The sequence below is a fragment of the Xanthomonas axonopodis genome (assembly GCF_001304695.1).
Taxonomy (GTDB): Bacteria; Pseudomonadota; Gammaproteobacteria; order Xanthomonadales; family Xanthomonadaceae; genus Xanthomonas; species Xanthomonas axonopodis.
This window is the reverse complement of sequence record NZ_JFAQ01000074.1, coordinates 1-14,675: the sequence shown is the minus strand read 5'-3', so window position 1 is coordinate 14,675 and position 14,675 is coordinate 1. Positions and strand designations below refer to the sequence as shown.

Sequence of the window (14,675 nt, the reverse complement as noted above, 5' to 3'; positions counted from 1 at the left end):
GAGACGACGATGAAATACTTCTCGCTCGTATGGGCGCAGTTGTTCCGCAGCAAGACGCGGACGATGCTGACCCTGCTGTCGGTGGTCGCTGCATTCCTGCTGTTCGGCATGCTCGATTCGGTGCGCGTGGCGTTCAATTCCGGCGGCAGCATCGAAGGCGTCAACCGCCTGGTGGTGACCTCGCGCCTGTCGATCACCCAGTCGCTGCCGATCCGCCTGGGCACGCAGATCCGCGAGGTGGCCGGGGTACGCGATGTGACTTCGGCGATGTGGTTCGGGGGCATCTATAAGGATCCGAAGAACTTCTTCGCCAACTCCTCGGTGGCGCCGAACTACTTCGACGTTTACCGTGAACTGCAGATTCCTCCGGAACAGCTGAAGGCGTTCCATGCTACGCGCACCGGCGCGATCGTCGGCGAATCGCTGGCCAAAGAGTTCGGCTGGAAACTCGACGACACCATCCCACTGCAGGCGACGCTCTTCCCCCGCGGCGGCAGCAACGCTTGGCCGCTGCAACTGGTCGGCATCTTTCGCTCCAAGGACCGCACGCTGGCCGCCAACGAGGAACGCCAGCTGATCATGAACTGGAAGTACTTCGACGAATCCAACGACTACATCAAGAACCGGGTCAGTTGGTACACGGTGACGCTGGACAACCCCGACCATGCCTCGCGCGTGGTGCAAGCGATCGATGCGATCTCGGCCAACTCCGATCACGAGACCAAGAGCCAGACCGAGTCGGCGTTCCAGCAGGCCTTCGTCAAGCAGTTCGCCGACATCGGCATGATCGTCACCTCGATCATGGGCGCGGTGTTTTTCACACTGCTGCTGCTGACCGGCAACACCATGGCCCAGGCGGTACGCGAGCGCATCCCGGAACTGGCAACGCTGAAGACGCTTGGCTTCAAGGACGGCACGATGCTGACCCTGGTGATGATCGAATCGGTGCTGCTGATCGGGCTCGGTGGTGCGATCGGACTGGGTCTTGCGGCGCTGATCCTGCCGGGGCTGGCGTCCAAGGCGAGGGGCATGCTGCCTCCGAACGTGCCACTGCAAACCTGGCTGGTCGGTGCCGGACTGATCGTGGTGATCGGCGTGGTGTTCGGCGTGCTGCCGGCGCTGCGCGCGAAGCGTCTGAAGATCGTCGATGCCCTGGCTGGGCGCTGAGAGGAGATCGACATGAAGAAGCATTGGTTGGGCAACGCGCTGTCGATCCTGCTGCTGGCGGTGGGCCTGGGCGTATGGATCGCGCTGCCATGGATCGGCGTGCTGGCGGCGGCTGTGGCGCTGACGCTGTGGCTGCTGCTGACCCGCAGCGGCCGGCTATCACTGGCCGCCGCGCGTATCGGCATCGCCAGCCTTCCGCAGCGCTGGGGCGCGAGTTCGGTGATCGTGGTCGGCATCGCCGGCGTGGTCGGCGTGCTGGTGGCGATGTTGGCGATGGGACGCGGTTTTGAGGCCACGCTCAACAGCACCGGCGACGACACCACGGCGATCGTGCTGCGTGGCGGTTCGCAGGCGGAGACCAACTCTGTGATCACCCGCGACCTGGTGCCGCTGATCGGCGCGCTGCCCGGCATCGCCAAGGACGCGCAGGGTCGCGCGATGATCTCGCCGGAGCTGTCGCAGGTGGTCAACCTGGTCTCCAAGTCCGACGGCACCGACGTGAACGCGCAGTTCCGCGGCGTCGGCGAGCAGGGCTGGGCCGTGCATGACAAGGTCAAGATCGTCGATGGTCGGCGCTTCGGCACCGGCCTGCGCGAGATCGTGGTCGGCAAGGGCGCGCAGAACCAGTTCCGCGGGCTGGATGTCGGCAGGACGTTGAGCCTGGGCAACCAGACCTGGACCGTGGTCGGCGTGTTCGCCTCCGGCGATGCACACGATTCGGAGCTGTGGACCGATGCGCAAACCCTGGCCAGCACCTACCAGCGCAGCGCCTGGCAGTCGATCAGCGCGCGCACCGAGGGCAAGGCCGGCTTCGACCGGTTCAAGGCCGCGATGGCCGCCGACCCACGGCTCAAGCTCGACGTCGACACCACGCGCAGCTACTACGGCAAGCAGGGCGGCGGGCTGAGCAAGCTGATCGGCATCCTCGGCACGGTGATCGGCGCGATCATGGCGGTCGGTGCGGTGTTCGGCGCACTCAACACCATGTACGCGGCAGTGGCCACGCGTGCACGGGAGATTGCCACGATGCGCGCGCTTGGCTTCCGCAGTGCGCCGGTGGTGATGGCGGTGATGCTGGAGACCATGCTGTTGGCGCTACTCGGCGGCGTGCTGGGTGGCGCGATCGCCTGGGTGGTGTTCAACGGCTACAGCGTGTCCACACTGAGCAGCAACTTCAGCCAGGTGGTGTTCCAGTTCAAGGTCTCGCCGGAGCTGCTGTGGAGCGGGCTGAAGTGGGCGCTGGGAATCGGGTTGGTCGGCGGCCTGTTTCCCGCCCTGCGCGCGGCACGGCTGCCGATCACCACCGCGCTGCGCGAGGTATGAGGTAGCCCTCAATCCGCCATTCGGACCCTCATTGCGCTGCGGATAGTTCTTGAGTGCCTTTAATTAGTTCTTGAGTGCCTCTACGATTCAACTTTTCTTGATCTCAATTCTCGTGCACGCGAGGAATAGGAGATTCCACTTCTGATGGCGTCCAGCCCGGCGGCCTCGGCGATCAGTGCGCTTGCGATCATGTAGAGGATTTCGTGCAGGCCGAAGCGCGCGACCGGCATTGTGCCGGATATGTTGCGGCAACGCCGGGGGCGACTGGATCCGTGGCGGCATCGCGACCGCAACCAATCCAATACCTGCTGGCAAATGTACAGGCCCACTGCGCCGGGCAAACACCGAAGTGAGCGATGCGACAATACTGCACGCGCCAGTTCGGTTAAGTTCAGCCGAGCGGATCAATCCTACGTTGTGTTTTCGTTAAAGGTTGCGATGGCGTCTTCCGAACCCAATCTGGTGCAGTTGTCGGGTGTGCGCATCGATCGCGGCGGGCGCACGATCCTGCGCGACGTGTCGCTGACGGTGCCGCAGGGCAGCATCACGGCCGTGCTCGGTCCGTCTGGTAGTGGCAAATCCATCATGCTCGCCGCACTGACCGGCGAGCTGCGCCCGGTCGCCGGCACGGTGACGTTGTTCGGCAATGCGATTCCCACCGGCAGCCGCGCGCTGCTGGAGATGCGGCGCAACGTCGGTGTGCTGTTGCAGGGCAATGGCCTGCTCACCGACCTCAGCGTGGCCGAAAACGTCGCGCTGCCGCTGCGCACCCACACGCGTTTGCCGGCGGCGGTGCTTCAGCGCCTGGTCCAGATGAAGTTGCATGCAGTCGGCCTGCTGGCCGCCGCCGATGCGTGGCCGCGCGAGTTGTCCGGCGGCATGGCGCGGCGCGTGGCACTGGCACGTGCGCTGGCGCTGGACCCGCCGCTGATGATCTACGATGAGCCGCTGACCGGGCTGGACCCGATCGCCTCGGGCGTGATCATGAGCCTGATCCAGCGCCTCAACGACAGCCTGGGCCTGACCAGCATCATCGTCAGCCATCATGTGCACGAGACGCTGCCGATCTGCGACCAGGCGGTGGTGATCGCCAATGGCGGCATCGTGTTCGCCGGCACGCCTGTGCAGCTGCAAGACAGCACCGACCCGCTGGTGCAGCAGTTCCTGCATGGCCAGCCGGATGGCCCCATCGCCTTCGATGCCGCCCCGCGCCGCGACCGGAGTGCTGCCTGATGGCCTTCGCCGATTCCATTCGCGCCTTCGGCCGCGCCGGCCTGTTTTCGCTGACGGTACTGCGTGGCTCGTTGCCCACGCGCGACTTCATTGCCGAACTGGTCCGCGAGATCTACAAGGTCGGCGCGCGCTCGCTGCCGATCATCGCGGTGGGCGGCGCCTTCGTCGGCCTGGTGCTGACCTTGCAGGGCTATCGCACGCTCACCACCTACGGTGCGTCCGATGCGTTGTCCACGCTGTTGGGCCTGTCGCTGTACCGCGAGCTGGCACCGGTGCTGACCGCGCTGTTGTTCATCGGCCGCGCCGGCAGCTCGATCGCGGCCGAGCTCGGCTTGATGCGTGCCACCGACCAGATCAAGGCGCTGGAGTTGATGGCCATCGACCCGGTGGCCAAGGCCGTGGCGCCGCGCTTCTGGGCGGCGGTGCTGACGGTGCCTTTGCTCACCGGCGTGTTCTGCTCGCTGGCCATTACCGGTGGCTATTTCGAAGCGGTGCATGTGCTGGGGATCGACAACGGCACATTCTGGTCCGGGCTGAGCAATAGCGTGGACGTCTGGGACGATTTCGGCGTGGCGATGCTCAAGTCGGCGATCTTCGGCGGCACCGCCGCACTGGTTGCCGCCTACGTGGGCTTCCATGCCGAACCGACCATCGAAGGCACCTCGGTCGCCACCACCCGCGCGGTGGTGAATGCCTCGTTGCTGGTGCTGATGTTCAACTTCGTCCTTTCTGCAATGTTGTTTAGTTGAGTGGAATAACTATGGCCATGCGTGGACCACGACTCGAATTCGCCGTCGGCGCCTTTTTGCTGCTGACCCTGGCCTCGCTGCTAGTGCTGGCGGTGGCCTCGACCAACCAGCGTTGGGGTTTTGGCTCCAGCCAGTACACGCTGACCGCCCGCTTCAGCCAGATCGGCCAGCTGCGCGCGCAGGCGCCGGTGAAGATCGGTGGCGTGACCATCGGCAAGGTGGCCGACATCAGCCTGGATCCGACCAAGTTCGATTCGATCGTGACCTTGTCGCTGGATACCAAATACAAGGACCTGCCTGCCGACACTTCGGCCGGCATCTTCACCAGCGGCTTGCTCGGTGAGAGTTATATCGGGCTGCAGCCGGGCGGCGACCCGGACACCCTCAAGCCGGGCGACGAAATAGGCTTCACCCAGCCGGCGGTGGATCTGCTGCAGCTGGTCGGCAAATACATGTTCAGTGGTGGCGGTAGCGGCAGCAATGCCCCGGCCGCCGCCAACGGCCAGGCGCCTGCGCCTGCCCAAACCGCTCCTCCCTCTACGGAACCACATCAATGAAGACCACTGTGCTTTCTGCCGTCCTGGCCTCGACCCTGCTGGTGTGTGCACCGGCAACCGTGCTGGCGCAGCCGGCCGCTGCCAGCGCGCCTGCGCAGGGCGCGGCGACCAAGACCGTCATCGACAGCAGCACCCGCATCCTGAGCACGCTGGACCAGCGCCGCGCCGAGTTCCGCAGCAATCCGGCGGCGCTGCGTCAGTTCATCAATGGCGAATTGAACAAGGCCTTCGACCGCGATTACTCGGCCCGTCTGGTGCTGGGCGTGCATGGCCGTGGCGCCTCCGATGCCGACGTCAAGCTGTTTGCCGATGCGCTGGCCGACAACCTGATGCAGCGTTATGGCACGGCGCTGTTGAATTTCGAAGGCAAGCCGACCTTCCGCGCCAAGTCCGAAAGCGCGCTGCCGGGCAACCGCGGGGTCAAGGTGTCTACCGACCTGCTGCGTGCCGGCAACGACCCGACCCCGGTCGATTACCTCATGCGCAATACCGGCGGCCAGTGGAAGATCTTCGACGTGATGATCGAAGGCATTTCCTACGTGCAGACCTTCAAGACTCAGTTCGACGGGCCGCTGCGCGAGAAGGGCATTGCCAAGGTAGCCGCCGAGCTGCGTAGCGGCAACCTGCAGGTCGGTGCGGCACCGGCCAATGGCAACTAATACCGTGCAACGCACGGGCGAGACGCTGGTCATCACCGGCGTGCTCGACCGTGCGGCGGTCACCGCGGCCTGGCCGCAGGCGATCGCCCAGCTGGATGGCGCGCGCACGCTGGACCTGTCGGGTGTACAACGCCTGGACAGTGCTGGCGTGGCGATGCTGGCCGAACTGGCTGCCCGGCTGCGCCACGCCGGCAGCGGCGCGGTGGTGGGCGAGGCGTCCGGTCTTGACGAATTGCGCGCCGCCTATCGGTTGTCCCCCACTCTCGATTTTCAGGCCTGAGCGCCAGCCCATCATGACCCAGTTCCGTTCTCTTCCGTTATTGGCCTGCCTGTTGCTGGGCGCCTGCGCCAGCCAGGCGCCCAAATCCGCACCGCCGTCGGTCGGTACCGCCATCGCGCCTGCAGCCGATGCCCCGGTCCGTGACGATGCCGGAGTGACCGCGCAGCCGGCCGCGTCCGGGATGGCCGCCCCGGACGCGCTGCCGGCCAGCGCTGCTGCTCCTGCCGATCCGCAGCCCGTTGCGGGCACCGGCACCGCCGCTGCAGTCGCGCCCACCGATGCCGAAAGCGACTTCGACGCATTGTACGGCACGACCACCCCGCAAGGTGCCAATGGTGCGCCGGCACAACCGGGTGCGGCGCCGGCATACGACCCGTGGGAGCGCTACAACCGCGGCATGCACCGCTTCAACATGGCGGTGGACCGCGGCGTGGCGCGTCCATTGGCGACGGCCTACACCAAGGTAGTGCCGAGCCCGGCGCGCCTGGGCGTGACCAACTTCTTCGACAACCTGGGCACGCCGCTGACTATGGTCAACCAGCTGCTGCAAGGCCACCCGGTCTATGCAATGCAGTCGCTGGGGCGCTTTGTGATGAACAGCACGCTGGGTGTGGCCGGCCTGTTCGACCCCGCCTCGGCGGCCGGCATCCCGCGGCGCAGCGAAGACTTCGGCCAGACGCTGGGCGCGTGGGGCTGGCGCAACTCGCGTTACTTCGAACTGCCGTTGTTCGGGCCGCGCACCGTGCGCGACACCTTCGGGCTGGCGGGCGATATTCCGCTGTCGTGGATTCGCCAGGTGGACGACGGCGGTACCCGCTTCGCCCTGCAGGGCTTGCAGCTGGTGGACACGCGCGCGCAGCTGATGTCGCTGGATTCGCTGCGCGACCAGGCGCCGGACGAATACGCGCTGACCCGCGATGCGTGGATGCAGCGCCGCAATTACCAGATCACCCGCGATCTGCGCAGCCATCGCGAAAAGAACAACGAGCTGCCAGAATACCTGCGCGACGACAAGGACAATACCGTGCCGGGTAACGCGATGCCGATCCCGAACTGGGTGCGTTGAGCGGTCGGGTATTGGGTAAGTGATGAACGTCAAAGCCCGGGAGCAATCCCGGGCTTTTTTGTCGCTGCTCTCTTGCAGGCGTGCTGGCCGGCGGTAGCGGCAAGCGAGGCTGAAAACTACCGTCCTGTCTGCAACGTTACGCGGCGGCGTAGGCTGCCAGAATCGCCTGCTGGAGCTGAGGCGGCAGCTTTGCATAGTCGTCGGCACGGTCCTGGAACTTGTCCGCGAGTGTGGTGGACAGATCAAACCCGTCCACCACCGCGGCGATCACCAATAGCGTGCAGATCGCAAACGCACGCGCATGGCCCGGCACAAGGGCGTGGGCGCCTAACTCGACGACCTCGTATGGGTACCACTCTTCGCCCTGCTCGAACCTGCCACCGCGCGCAATCACGGATGCAAGCGCCTGTGAATGCCGCTCTGCATCCTGGCCGTCCGTCATCGCGCTGGGCAACGAAGCGTACTTCGTCAGGCGTCAGCGACTGCAGCAGTGCAGCTGATGTCGGTGCGGACTCTGCCAAGCGCTATGCAGCCAATGCCGCATCGATCGCCTGACGCAGGCGCGCATCGTCGGCGGGGATGTCCGGGGCGAAGCGGTCGACGATCTTGCCATCGCGGCCGATCAGGAATTTTTCGAAGTTCCACACCACGCCGGGCGCGGGGTTGGGGGCGATGCCGTAGCCGGTCAGTTTTTCGCGCATCGGGCCATCGCCGGTGGTGTGCGGGTGCGTGCTGGTCAGTGCCTGATACAGCGGATGCGCCTGGTCGCCGCTGACCGCGATCTTGGCAAACATTGGGAAGGTGACGTCGTAGGTGAGCTGGCAGAACTGGGCGATCTCCGCTTCGCTGCCCGGCTCCTGTCCGTTGAAGTCGTTGGCCGGAAATGCCAGCACTTCCAGACCTTGCGCGCGCTTGTCGCGATACAGCGCTTCCAGGCCTTCGTACTGCGGGGTCAGGCCGCACTTGGAAGCAACGTTGACCACCAGCAGGACCTTGCCGCGATAGTCCGCCAACGTGGTGGGCTGGCCGTCGATGCGGGTCACGGGGATGTCGTAAAGCGTCTGGCTCATCGATGCGTCCTGGACAGGGAGAGCCCAGAGCATAAACGGCCAGCGTGGAGCGAGCGATGCCGCTGGCTCACGCTGCTGGCAGTTGTCTGTGGTGAGGCGCATGGGCCGATCGGCTGACCGGCCCATGCACGCGCCTGGCTATCTTCGAGGCCATCAATCGATGCACAACGCCGCCTGGCCCTTGCCGCCGACAACCTCCTGGGCGGCAACCGAAACGATCGCTGTCGCGCTGACAGGTCCCGGTGGCCGCCGCACCGGTCGGCACGATGCTGGTGGCCAGGCAGTCGCCGCTGCAATCGCGGTTGTCGGTGCAGGTCTTGCCGGCATCGGCATACGGCACGATGCAACGCGGAATCTGCATGCGGCCGACCGGGCGCAGTTGGCCACCCTTCGCGGTGCAGGCAGCGGCGTCGGCGCTCGTTTGTGCAGCAGGGGCCTGCGCGGCTGGGGAGGCAGGAGAGGCGGTTGGCGCATTGCTGCATGCAGTCAGCAGCAGCGCGCAGAGCCCTGCGTGGATCCATCGGGTCGCCATATTGAAACTCTCCTCTTGAATCAGGTGGGCGCAAGCATCGTGGTGACGATGTCTGCGCGATGTGCTGGCTATCGGCGCAAGGGAACATGCCAGAGGCCTGCATTTGCAGGAGCGCACCAGGGCGCGATGAAGCGTTATCGGTAAAGGCTGGTCGCGCCCGGGCGCGCTCCTACGTTGTGCTGTCGCCTGCGGACCGCATGCGTCAGCGTCTGCAGCCCGATCACGCCTGCTCGTCGTTGCTGTCGTCTTCGCTGCTGGTTCCGGTGTCGTCGCTGCCATCGTCCAGCAACGCCTGCGACTGCTCGCCGGAAAGGGTTTCGACCCCGCGCAGGCGGCTTTCGATGGTGCGGGTCTTGCGGCTGGCTTCGCCCAGGCTCTTGCCGACGGTACTGATCTGCCGCTCGGCCTTTTCGAGAATGCCGGCGAACTTGCCGAACTCGCTCTTCACCGCGCCCAGCACCTGCCAGACCTCGCTGGAGCGCTTTTCGATCGCCAACGTGCGAAAGCCCATCTGCAGGCTGTTGAGCAAGGCAGTAAACGTGGTGGGGCCGGCCAGCACCACGCGATGCTCGCGCTGCAGCAGATCGACCAGGCCGGCACGACGGATCACTTCGGCATACAACCCTTCGGTGGGCAGAAACATCACCGCGAAGTCGGTGGTGTGCGGCGGGCAAACGTACTTGTCGCTGATCGATTTGACCTGGATGCGGATGGCGCGTTCCAGTTGTGCGGTCGACTGCTTGATCGCGTCGAGGTCGCCCTTCTCCTGCGCGTCGATCAGGCGCTCGTAATCTTCGCGCGGGAATTTGGCGTCGACCGGCAGCCACACCACTTTCTCGTCGCCGCGTCCGGGCAGGCGGATGGCGAAATCCACCGCTTCGGCACTGTCGGGCTTGACCCGCACGCCGCGCGCGTATTGCTCCATCGTCAGCGTTTGCTCGAGGATGTTGTCCAGCTGCACTTCGCCCCAGCCGCCGCGGTCCTTGACGTTGGTCAGCACGCGCTTGAGGTCGCCCACGCCGGTGGCCAACTGCTGCATTTCGCCCAGGCCGCGCTGCACCTGTTCCAGCCGTTCGGAGACCAGCTTGAACGAGGCATCCAGACGTGTGTTGAGCGTGGTCTGCAGCTTTTCGTCGACGGTGGCGCGCATCAATTCGAGCTTGCTGGCGTTGTCGTGTTGCAGATTGGCCAGCTGCTGCTCGAGCGTGGTGCGCATCTCGCCCAGGCGCAATTCGTTGCGCTGGGTGAGTTCGTTCAAGCGCTGGCCCAGCGCTTCGGTGAAACGCTGTTGCGATTGGCCGGCTTCGGCGCGGCCCTTGCGCGCGTCTTCGGCCAGCGCTTCGCGTAGCGCGGCCATGTGGGTGTCGGTGCGCGCAATCAGTTCGGTTAGTTGCTGGCCGAACACGTGGATGCGGGTTTCCTGTTGCTGGCCGAAGCCTTCGAGCTGGGTGCGCAGTTCGGTGAGCCGCAGGGTCAGCAGCTCGCCGGTGCGTTGTTGTGCAAGGCCGCTTTCTTCGCGCGCCTTGCGGGCGTCTTCGCCGAGCGCATCGCGCAGCAGGTCCAGGCGTTGGTCGGTGCGCGTGGACAGCTCGGTGAGGTTGCGCGCGAAGGTTTCCAGGCGGGCGTCCTGCTGCCGTGCCAGGCCTTCGAGTTGCTCGCGCAGTTCACCGCGGCCGTCGCGCTGTTCGGCGCGTAGCGCATGCTCCAGCGCGGTGGTGGACGGACGCCGCAGCAGCGCCAGCAGCTGCAACACGAGGACTGCGACAAGCAGCCCGAGAAGGATCAGGGATTCGGATGACATGTGCGCAGTGTAGCGGGGCCGGTCGCAGCGGCTGCGTCAGTGCGATGCCGGTTGGGTGGTCGGGGATCACCGGCGCAAGCGCGTGGAACGTTGCGCCTGCGGCACTGCGCACCGGCGCTGCGGGATGCGGCAACCAGACAGCGGCGATGCAAGCCGCTGTCTGGTCTTGAGGCGTCTGCGCTCAGAAACCTTCCAGCACCAGCTTGCCGCGGGTGCGGTGCGATTCCAGCGCAGCGTGGGCGCGGCGCAGGTTGTCGGCGGTGATGCGGCCGTAGTGCTCGCCCAGCGTGCTGCGCAGCGTGCCGCTGTCCACCAGCGTGGCGACGCGGTTGAGCAAGTGGTGCTGGGCAATCATGTCGTCGGTGTCAAACAGCGAGCGGGTGAACATGAATTCCCAGTGCAGCGACGCGCTCTTGCGCTTGAGCGGCAACGCGTCCAGCGTGGCCGGGTCGTCGATCAGCGCCAGTTGACCTTGCGGGGCCAGCACCTGGACCAGTTGCGCGAAATGCTGGTCGGTGTGGGTGAGGCTGGCGACGTGCTGCACCTGCGCGATGCCGAGCCGCTGCAGGCCCTCGCTCAGCGGCTGGCTGTGGTCGATCACGTGATGCGCGCCGAGTGCGTGCACCCACTCCTGGGTTTCCGGACGCGAGGCGGTACCGATCACGGTCAGCCTGGTCAGCGTGCGCGCCAGCTGCACCAGGATCGAGCCGACGCCACCGGCGGCGCCGACCACCAGCAGTGCCTGGCCTTCGCCGCCGCCCTCGGCAATGCCGAGCCGGTCGAACAACAGTTCCCAGGCGGTGATCGCGGTCAGCGGCAGCGCCACGGCCGCAGCGTCATCCAGCGTGGCCGGCTTGCGCCCGACCAGACGCTCGTCCACCAGGTGGTACTCGGCATTGGTGCCCGGGCGATTCAAGGTGCCGGCGTAGTACACCGCATCGCCGGGCTGGAACAGGCTGACCTCGCTGCCCACTGCATCGACCACGCCGCTGGCGTCCCAGCCCAGCACGCGCGGGGCATCGACGGCGGCATTGGCGCGCACCTTGGTGTCGACCGGATTGACCGACACGGCGTGGATGCGCACGCGCAGGTCGCGCGGGCCGGGCTCTGGCAACGGCAGCTCGAGTTCGACCAGCGCGCGCGCATCGTCGATGGGCAGGCCGTGTTGCGGGTAGGCGATGGCTTTCATGGCAGGGCGTCGTGCGGGAGGGAGCTGCATGGTCGGTCACCTGAATTCACGGAAAAACCAGCAAACTGCACAAGCACTTTCATGATTGGAGTGAAGATGGTCCGCTTCGACGACCTGGCGCTGTTCGTCCGTACCGCGGCGCTGGGCAGCTTTTTCAGCGCGGCGCGCGAGGCCGACCTGTTGCCGGGACAGGCCAGCGCGGCGGTGGCCCGGCTGGAGCGCGCGCTGGACCTGCGCTTGTTTGCCCGGTCCACGCGCAGCCTGCGGCTGACCGCCGAAGGCGAGCAGTACCTGCCGTACGCGCGGCAGGTACTGGAGTTGCTGCGCGACGGGCGCGAGCATGTGCGGGGCCACGACAGTGCGCTGCAGGGCGTGTTGCAGGTGACGGCGCCGTCGGACCTGGGCCGCAACGTGCTGCTGCCGTGGCTGACCGAATTCCGCGCTGCACATCCGAAGCTGACCCTGCGCATGCACCTGTCGGACCAGGTGGCCGACCTGTATCGGGCGCCGGTGGATGTGGCATTTCGGCTCGGCCGTATCGACGATGCAGAACACGTGGCACTGCCGGTGGCATCGGACAACCACCGCGTGCTGGTGGCCGCGCCCGCCTACCTGCAGCGCCACGGCCACCCCGCCACGCTGATGCGCTGCGCGAGCACGCCTGCCTGCTGTATGTGCTGGCCGGGCGCGCGTACGACCGTTGGCAATTCGACCTGGAGGGCCGCCGACACGTCGTGCCGGTGCGCGGGACGATGCAGATGTGGTGCGGCGCTGGGCGGTCGCAGGCGAAGGCATCGCCTACAAGTCGTGGCTGGATGTGTGCGCCGACGTGCAGGCCGGGCGGCTGGAGGCGCTGTTTCCCGAATGTGGCGACCGCCTGCCGCTGCAGCTGGTGTGCCCGCACCGCAAGCAGTTTTCGCCGGCGATCCGGCAATTGCACGCGCTGTTTGCACAGCGCTGCCAGGCGCTGACGGCGTTGTACCCGGTGCGGGCCGGTGGGATTGGTGTGGGGTAATGCGGTGATGGCAGTGGGGCGATCGGCACGATTGCTTGGCCAGACCAAGGTCGTTGGTCGATGCGATGTGCGCGCAGAGGCGCGTCATCGACACGCCACACTCGCATGCCGGTGTGCCGTCTGCCACATTCGCAGCAGGTGCCATCACAGCAGCGTTCGCGTTTTCGGCATGCACATGATGGCGGCGCGGCGGCGCCATGGCGCTGAAGTGGCCAGTACGCCCGTTTCGGTGTCGCAGGGCGTGCAGTGCCGCCGCTGCGCGTATTGCCGTGTTCGTTGAAGCGTCCGTCACTGCGGCGGTTCTAGCCTGCCGGCATGACCGCATCCAGCCCGGTTCGCATGCAGCGCTATGGCAATCGCAACGGCCACTCGGGCGTGGTGGCCTACGCGCTGACCGATGATGCCATCGCCGTGCGCTTTCGCAGCGGCGAGACCTATGTGAATACCGCCGACAGCGCGGGGGCCGAGGTGGTGGCGACCATGCAACGGCTCGCCACGGCCGGGCGCGGCCTGAGCACCTACATCAGCCAGACCGTGCGCGATGCATACGCAGGCAAGATCGAGCTGTAGCGGCGCGAGAGTGCAGCGGCGAGAATGCACTGCGCGCTCTGCTACTCACCGCCGCGTGCGCTGATGCACACAGCTGCGCTCGCTGCATCAGGCGCGTGCGGCATTGCATGCAGCGCGTATCACCGCCGCCAGCCGACAGCCATCACGCGCGTCACCGAGGAACACATGCTGGAGATCTACGGAAAGCCAACTTCGATCGATGTGCGCAAAGTGTTCGATGTGCGCAAAGTGTTGTGGCTATGCGATGAGCTGGGGCTGGACTACCTGCTGCAGGCATATGGCAGCGGCTTTGCGTCGGTGCAGACGCCGGAATTTCGCGCACTCAACCCCAATGCGCTGGTGCCGGTCATCCGCGAGGGTGAACTGGTGCTGTGGGAATCGATCACGATCTGCCGCTACCTGGCCGCGCGCAGCCAACGCGACGATCTGCTGCCGGCCGCGCCGGCCGCGCGCGCATTGGTCGAGCAATGGATGGAGTGGCAGGCCACCGAGCTCAATACGGCCTAGCGTTACGCATTCATGGCCAGCGTGCGTGGCAACGCGGCGCATACCGATGCGCAGGCGATTGCGGCGAGCGTGGAGCAGTGGAACCGGCACATGGCGATCTTCGACGCGCAGCTGCAGCGCGGCGGCCCGTTCGTCCTCGGCGCACGCTTTACGCTTGCCGACATCGTGCTGGGGTTGTCGACACGGCGCTGGATCGCCAGCCCCATCGCGCATGCGACATTGCCTGCGGTGGCGGCGTATTACGCACACTTGCAGACACGCGCCGGATTCCAGCGCCATGGCTGCACGGCACCGTAACGCGGCACGTCGCACTTGTGCGAAGCGAACCAGACCACCGAAGCGATGCATGCAGCATGCTCGCACTGCATTGACCTGGGCGTGACCTGGGCATGGGTAGGGTGAGGGTCTGCGTTTGCGAGGCTTGCCGATGACCACTGCCACCAACCAAACCCGCCTGCTGGCCCTTGGCCTGTTCGTTTTTCTGGGCACGTTCGCAGCGATCGTCTGGTATCTGATGCGGCCCTACGGCACAGCGTATTTTTTCCCGGTACATTTTTTGATCGGTGCGGCGTTGCCGTTTTTAATCTATGCGGTCGGCGGCACCCGGCTGTGGTTCTGGATGGGCATGGGCATCACCGCATTGGTGCTGCTGTGGTTCAACCTGTGGGGCCATGAAGCCAATGGCGCGGCGCCGCGGGTGCTGGACTGGAGCCACTTCGCTGCCGGTGTGGTCGGGCTTGCCGGTGCCTGGGCGGTGCAGCTGATCTACCGCAACGCCCGCCCGCCGCATCGCCCGTCGATCGAATGAGCGGAGTGTGGTGTGGGATTGCGTGCCGTGATCGCACACGCCGTGAGGGATGATTGCTTGGCGAAGCAGATGCACGATGCGCCGCGCGCCCGCCTTGCCCAGGCATGGTCGCCGCATGACCTTGGACCGATGTTTGATCCCATGCTTTG

15 protein-coding genes and 3 pseudogenes are annotated in these 14,675 nt (G+C 66.0%); 12 read left to right on the top strand and 6 right to left on the bottom strand.

Features of this window, described 5'->3' with window-relative positions; genetic code table 11:
* Positions 1-9 precede the first annotated feature (9 nt).
* Both XAXN_RS07845 and XAXN_RS07840 read left to right on the top strand, forming a co-directional pair.
* Positions 10-1,167, top strand: a complete 1,158-nt coding sequence (locus XAXN_RS07845; RefSeq protein WP_054319129.1) for an ABC transporter permease — start codon at positions 10-12, stop codon at positions 1,165-1,167.
* Positions 1,168-1,179: 12 nt separating this feature from the next.
* On the top strand, positions 1,180-2,490 hold the full coding sequence (locus XAXN_RS07840) for an ABC transporter permease (protein ID WP_054319128.1): 1,311 nt from the start codon (positions 1,180-1,182) through the stop codon (positions 2,488-2,490).
* Positions 2,491-2,570: 80 nt separating this feature from the next.
* On the opposite strand, the gene XAXN_RS22425 is transcribed toward XAXN_RS07840, so the two are convergent.
* Positions 2,571-2,720: a hypothetical protein gene (locus XAXN_RS22425; protein WP_167694763.1), complete on the bottom strand. Its 150-nt coding sequence runs from the start codon at positions 2,718-2,720 to the stop codon at positions 2,571-2,573.
* A gap of 208 nt (positions 2,721-2,928) precedes the next feature.
* On the opposite strand from XAXN_RS22425, the gene XAXN_RS07835 reads away from it, so the two are divergent.
* The 6 genes from XAXN_RS07835 to XAXN_RS07810 are packed head-to-tail and all read left to right on the top strand — an operon-like array spanning position 2,929 to position 7,034.
* Entirely contained in the window at positions 2,929-3,723 is a 795-nt protein-coding gene (locus XAXN_RS07835; protein WP_054319127.1) for an ABC transporter ATP-binding protein, read from the top strand.
* Positions 3,723-4,472 (top strand): MlaE family lipid ABC transporter permease subunit, encoded by a 750-nt coding sequence (locus XAXN_RS07830; protein WP_054319126.1) that lies wholly within the window; start codon positions 3,723-3,725, stop codon positions 4,470-4,472. The genes XAXN_RS07835 and XAXN_RS07830 overlap by 1 nt, the downstream gene beginning before the upstream one ends.
* A gap of 11 nt (positions 4,473-4,483) precedes the next feature.
* Positions 4,484-5,029 (top strand): outer membrane lipid asymmetry maintenance protein MlaD, encoded by a 546-nt coding sequence (mlaD, locus tag XAXN_RS07825; RefSeq protein ID WP_042824401.1) that lies wholly within the window; start codon positions 4,484-4,486, stop codon positions 5,027-5,029.
* Entirely contained in the window at positions 5,026-5,688 is a 663-nt protein-coding gene (locus tag XAXN_RS07820) for an MlaC/ttg2D family ABC transporter substrate-binding protein (protein ID WP_003482305.1), read from the top strand. Before mlaD ends, XAXN_RS07820 begins: the two co-directional genes overlap by 4 nt.
* The gene (locus XAXN_RS07815) at positions 5,678-5,968 is read left to right on the top strand and encodes an STAS domain-containing protein (protein ID WP_042824400.1); all 291 of its coding nucleotides are present in this window, start codon (positions 5,678-5,680) and stop codon (positions 5,966-5,968) included. The genes XAXN_RS07820 and XAXN_RS07815 overlap by 11 nt, the downstream gene beginning before the upstream one ends.
* A 13-nt stretch (positions 5,969-5,981) precedes the next feature.
* Positions 5,982-7,034 carry an MlaA family lipoprotein gene (locus XAXN_RS07810; protein WP_054319125.1) on the top strand — a complete coding sequence of 351 codons (1,053 nt, stop codon included), beginning with the start codon at positions 5,982-5,984 and terminating at the stop codon, positions 7,032-7,034.
* A gap of 136 nt (positions 7,035-7,170) precedes the next feature.
* Here the strand turns inward: XAXN_RS07810 and XAXN_RS07805 are convergent, their stop codons facing one another.
* The 5 genes and pseudogenes from XAXN_RS07805 to XAXN_RS07785 form a co-directional block, all read right to left on the bottom strand.
* Positions 7,171-7,476 carry a hypothetical protein gene (locus XAXN_RS07805; protein ID WP_241148241.1) on the bottom strand — a complete coding sequence of 102 codons (306 nt, stop codon included), beginning with the start codon at positions 7,474-7,476 and terminating at the stop codon, positions 7,171-7,173.
* Between the two features lie 82 nt (positions 7,477-7,558).
* On the bottom strand, positions 7,559-8,104 hold the full coding sequence (locus tag XAXN_RS07800) for a glutathione peroxidase (RefSeq protein WP_054319124.1): 546 nt from the start codon (positions 8,102-8,104) through the stop codon (positions 7,559-7,561).
* Between the two features lie 153 nt (positions 8,105-8,257).
* Positions 8,258-8,660, bottom strand: a pseudogene (locus XAXN_RS07795) (hypothetical protein).
* 196 nt (positions 8,661-8,856) lie between these two features.
* Positions 8,857-10,389, bottom strand: coding sequence for a DNA recombination protein RmuC (locus XAXN_RS07790; RefSeq protein WP_174515535.1), 1,533 nt, complete (start codon positions 10,387-10,389; stop codon positions 8,857-8,859).
* A gap of 229 nt (positions 10,390-10,618) precedes the next feature.
* Positions 10,619-11,626: a zinc-binding alcohol dehydrogenase family protein gene (locus XAXN_RS07785; protein ID WP_054319122.1), complete on the bottom strand. Its 1,008-nt coding sequence runs from the start codon at positions 11,624-11,626 to the stop codon at positions 10,619-10,621.
* 81 nt (positions 11,627-11,707) lie between these two features.
* Between XAXN_RS07785 and XAXN_RS07780 the strand changes: the two are divergent.
* The 4 genes and pseudogenes from XAXN_RS07780 (at position 11,708) to XAXN_RS07765 (ending at position 14,526) form a co-directional block, all read left to right on the top strand.
* Positions 11,708-12,641 (top strand): annotated as a pseudogene (locus tag XAXN_RS07780) (LysR family transcriptional regulator).
* 339 nt (positions 12,642-12,980) lie between these two features.
* Entirely contained in the window at positions 12,981-13,211 is a 231-nt protein-coding gene (locus tag XAXN_RS07775; protein WP_054319138.1) for a hypothetical protein, read from the top strand.
* A gap of 165 nt (positions 13,212-13,376) precedes the next feature.
* Positions 13,377-14,015 (top strand): annotated as a pseudogene (locus XAXN_RS07770) (glutathione S-transferase).
* A 130-nt stretch (positions 14,016-14,145) separates the two neighbouring features.
* The gene (locus XAXN_RS07765) at positions 14,146-14,526 is read left to right on the top strand and encodes a hypothetical protein (protein ID WP_042820879.1); all 381 of its coding nucleotides are present in this window, start codon (positions 14,146-14,148) and stop codon (positions 14,524-14,526) included.
* Positions 14,527-14,675: the final 149 nt, after the last annotated feature.

Bases quoted from the DNA above. Each gene is read 5' to 3' on its own strand.
- XAXN_RS07840 (WP_054319128.1), top strand. From the start codon at position 1,180: ATGAAGAAGCATTGGTTGGGCAACGCGCTGTCGATCCTGCTGCTGGCG.
- XAXN_RS07845 (WP_054319129.1), top strand. From the start codon at position 10: ATGAAATACTTCTCGCTCGTATGGGCGCAGTTGTTCCGCAGCAAGACG.
- XAXN_RS07835 (WP_054319127.1), top strand. From the start codon at position 2,929: ATGGCGTCTTCCGAACCCAATCTGGTGCAGTTGTCGGGTGTGCGCATC.
- XAXN_RS07815 (WP_042824400.1), top strand. From the start codon at position 5,678: ATGGCAACTAATACCGTGCAACGCACGGGCGAGACGCTGGTCATCACC.
- XAXN_RS07805 (WP_241148241.1), bottom strand. From the start codon at position 7,476: ATGACGGACGGCCAGGATGCAGAGCGGCATTCACAGGCGCTTGCATCC.
- XAXN_RS07800 (WP_054319124.1), bottom strand. From the start codon at position 8,104: ATGAGCCAGACGCTTTACGACATCCCCGTGACCCGCATCGACGGCCAG.
- XAXN_RS07765 (WP_042820879.1), top strand. From the start codon at position 14,146: ATGACCACTGCCACCAACCAAACCCGCCTGCTGGCCCTTGGCCTGTTC.
- XAXN_RS07785 (WP_054319122.1), bottom strand. From the start codon at position 11,626: ATGAAAGCCATCGCCTACCCGCAACACGGCCTGCCCATCGACGATGCG.
- XAXN_RS22425 (WP_167694763.1), bottom strand. From the start codon at position 2,720: ATGCCGGTCGCGCGCTTCGGCCTGCACGAAATCCTCTACATGATCGCA.
- mlaD (WP_042824401.1), top strand. From the start codon at position 4,484: ATGGCCATGCGTGGACCACGACTCGAATTCGCCGTCGGCGCCTTTTTG.
- XAXN_RS07810 (WP_054319125.1), top strand. From the start codon at position 5,982: ATGACCCAGTTCCGTTCTCTTCCGTTATTGGCCTGCCTGTTGCTGGGC.
- XAXN_RS07830 (WP_054319126.1), top strand. From the start codon at position 3,723: ATGGCCTTCGCCGATTCCATTCGCGCCTTCGGCCGCGCCGGCCTGTTT.
- XAXN_RS07775 (WP_054319138.1), top strand. From the start codon at position 12,981: ATGCAGCGCTATGGCAATCGCAACGGCCACTCGGGCGTGGTGGCCTAC.
- XAXN_RS07820 (WP_003482305.1), top strand. From the start codon at position 5,026: ATGAAGACCACTGTGCTTTCTGCCGTCCTGGCCTCGACCCTGCTGGTG.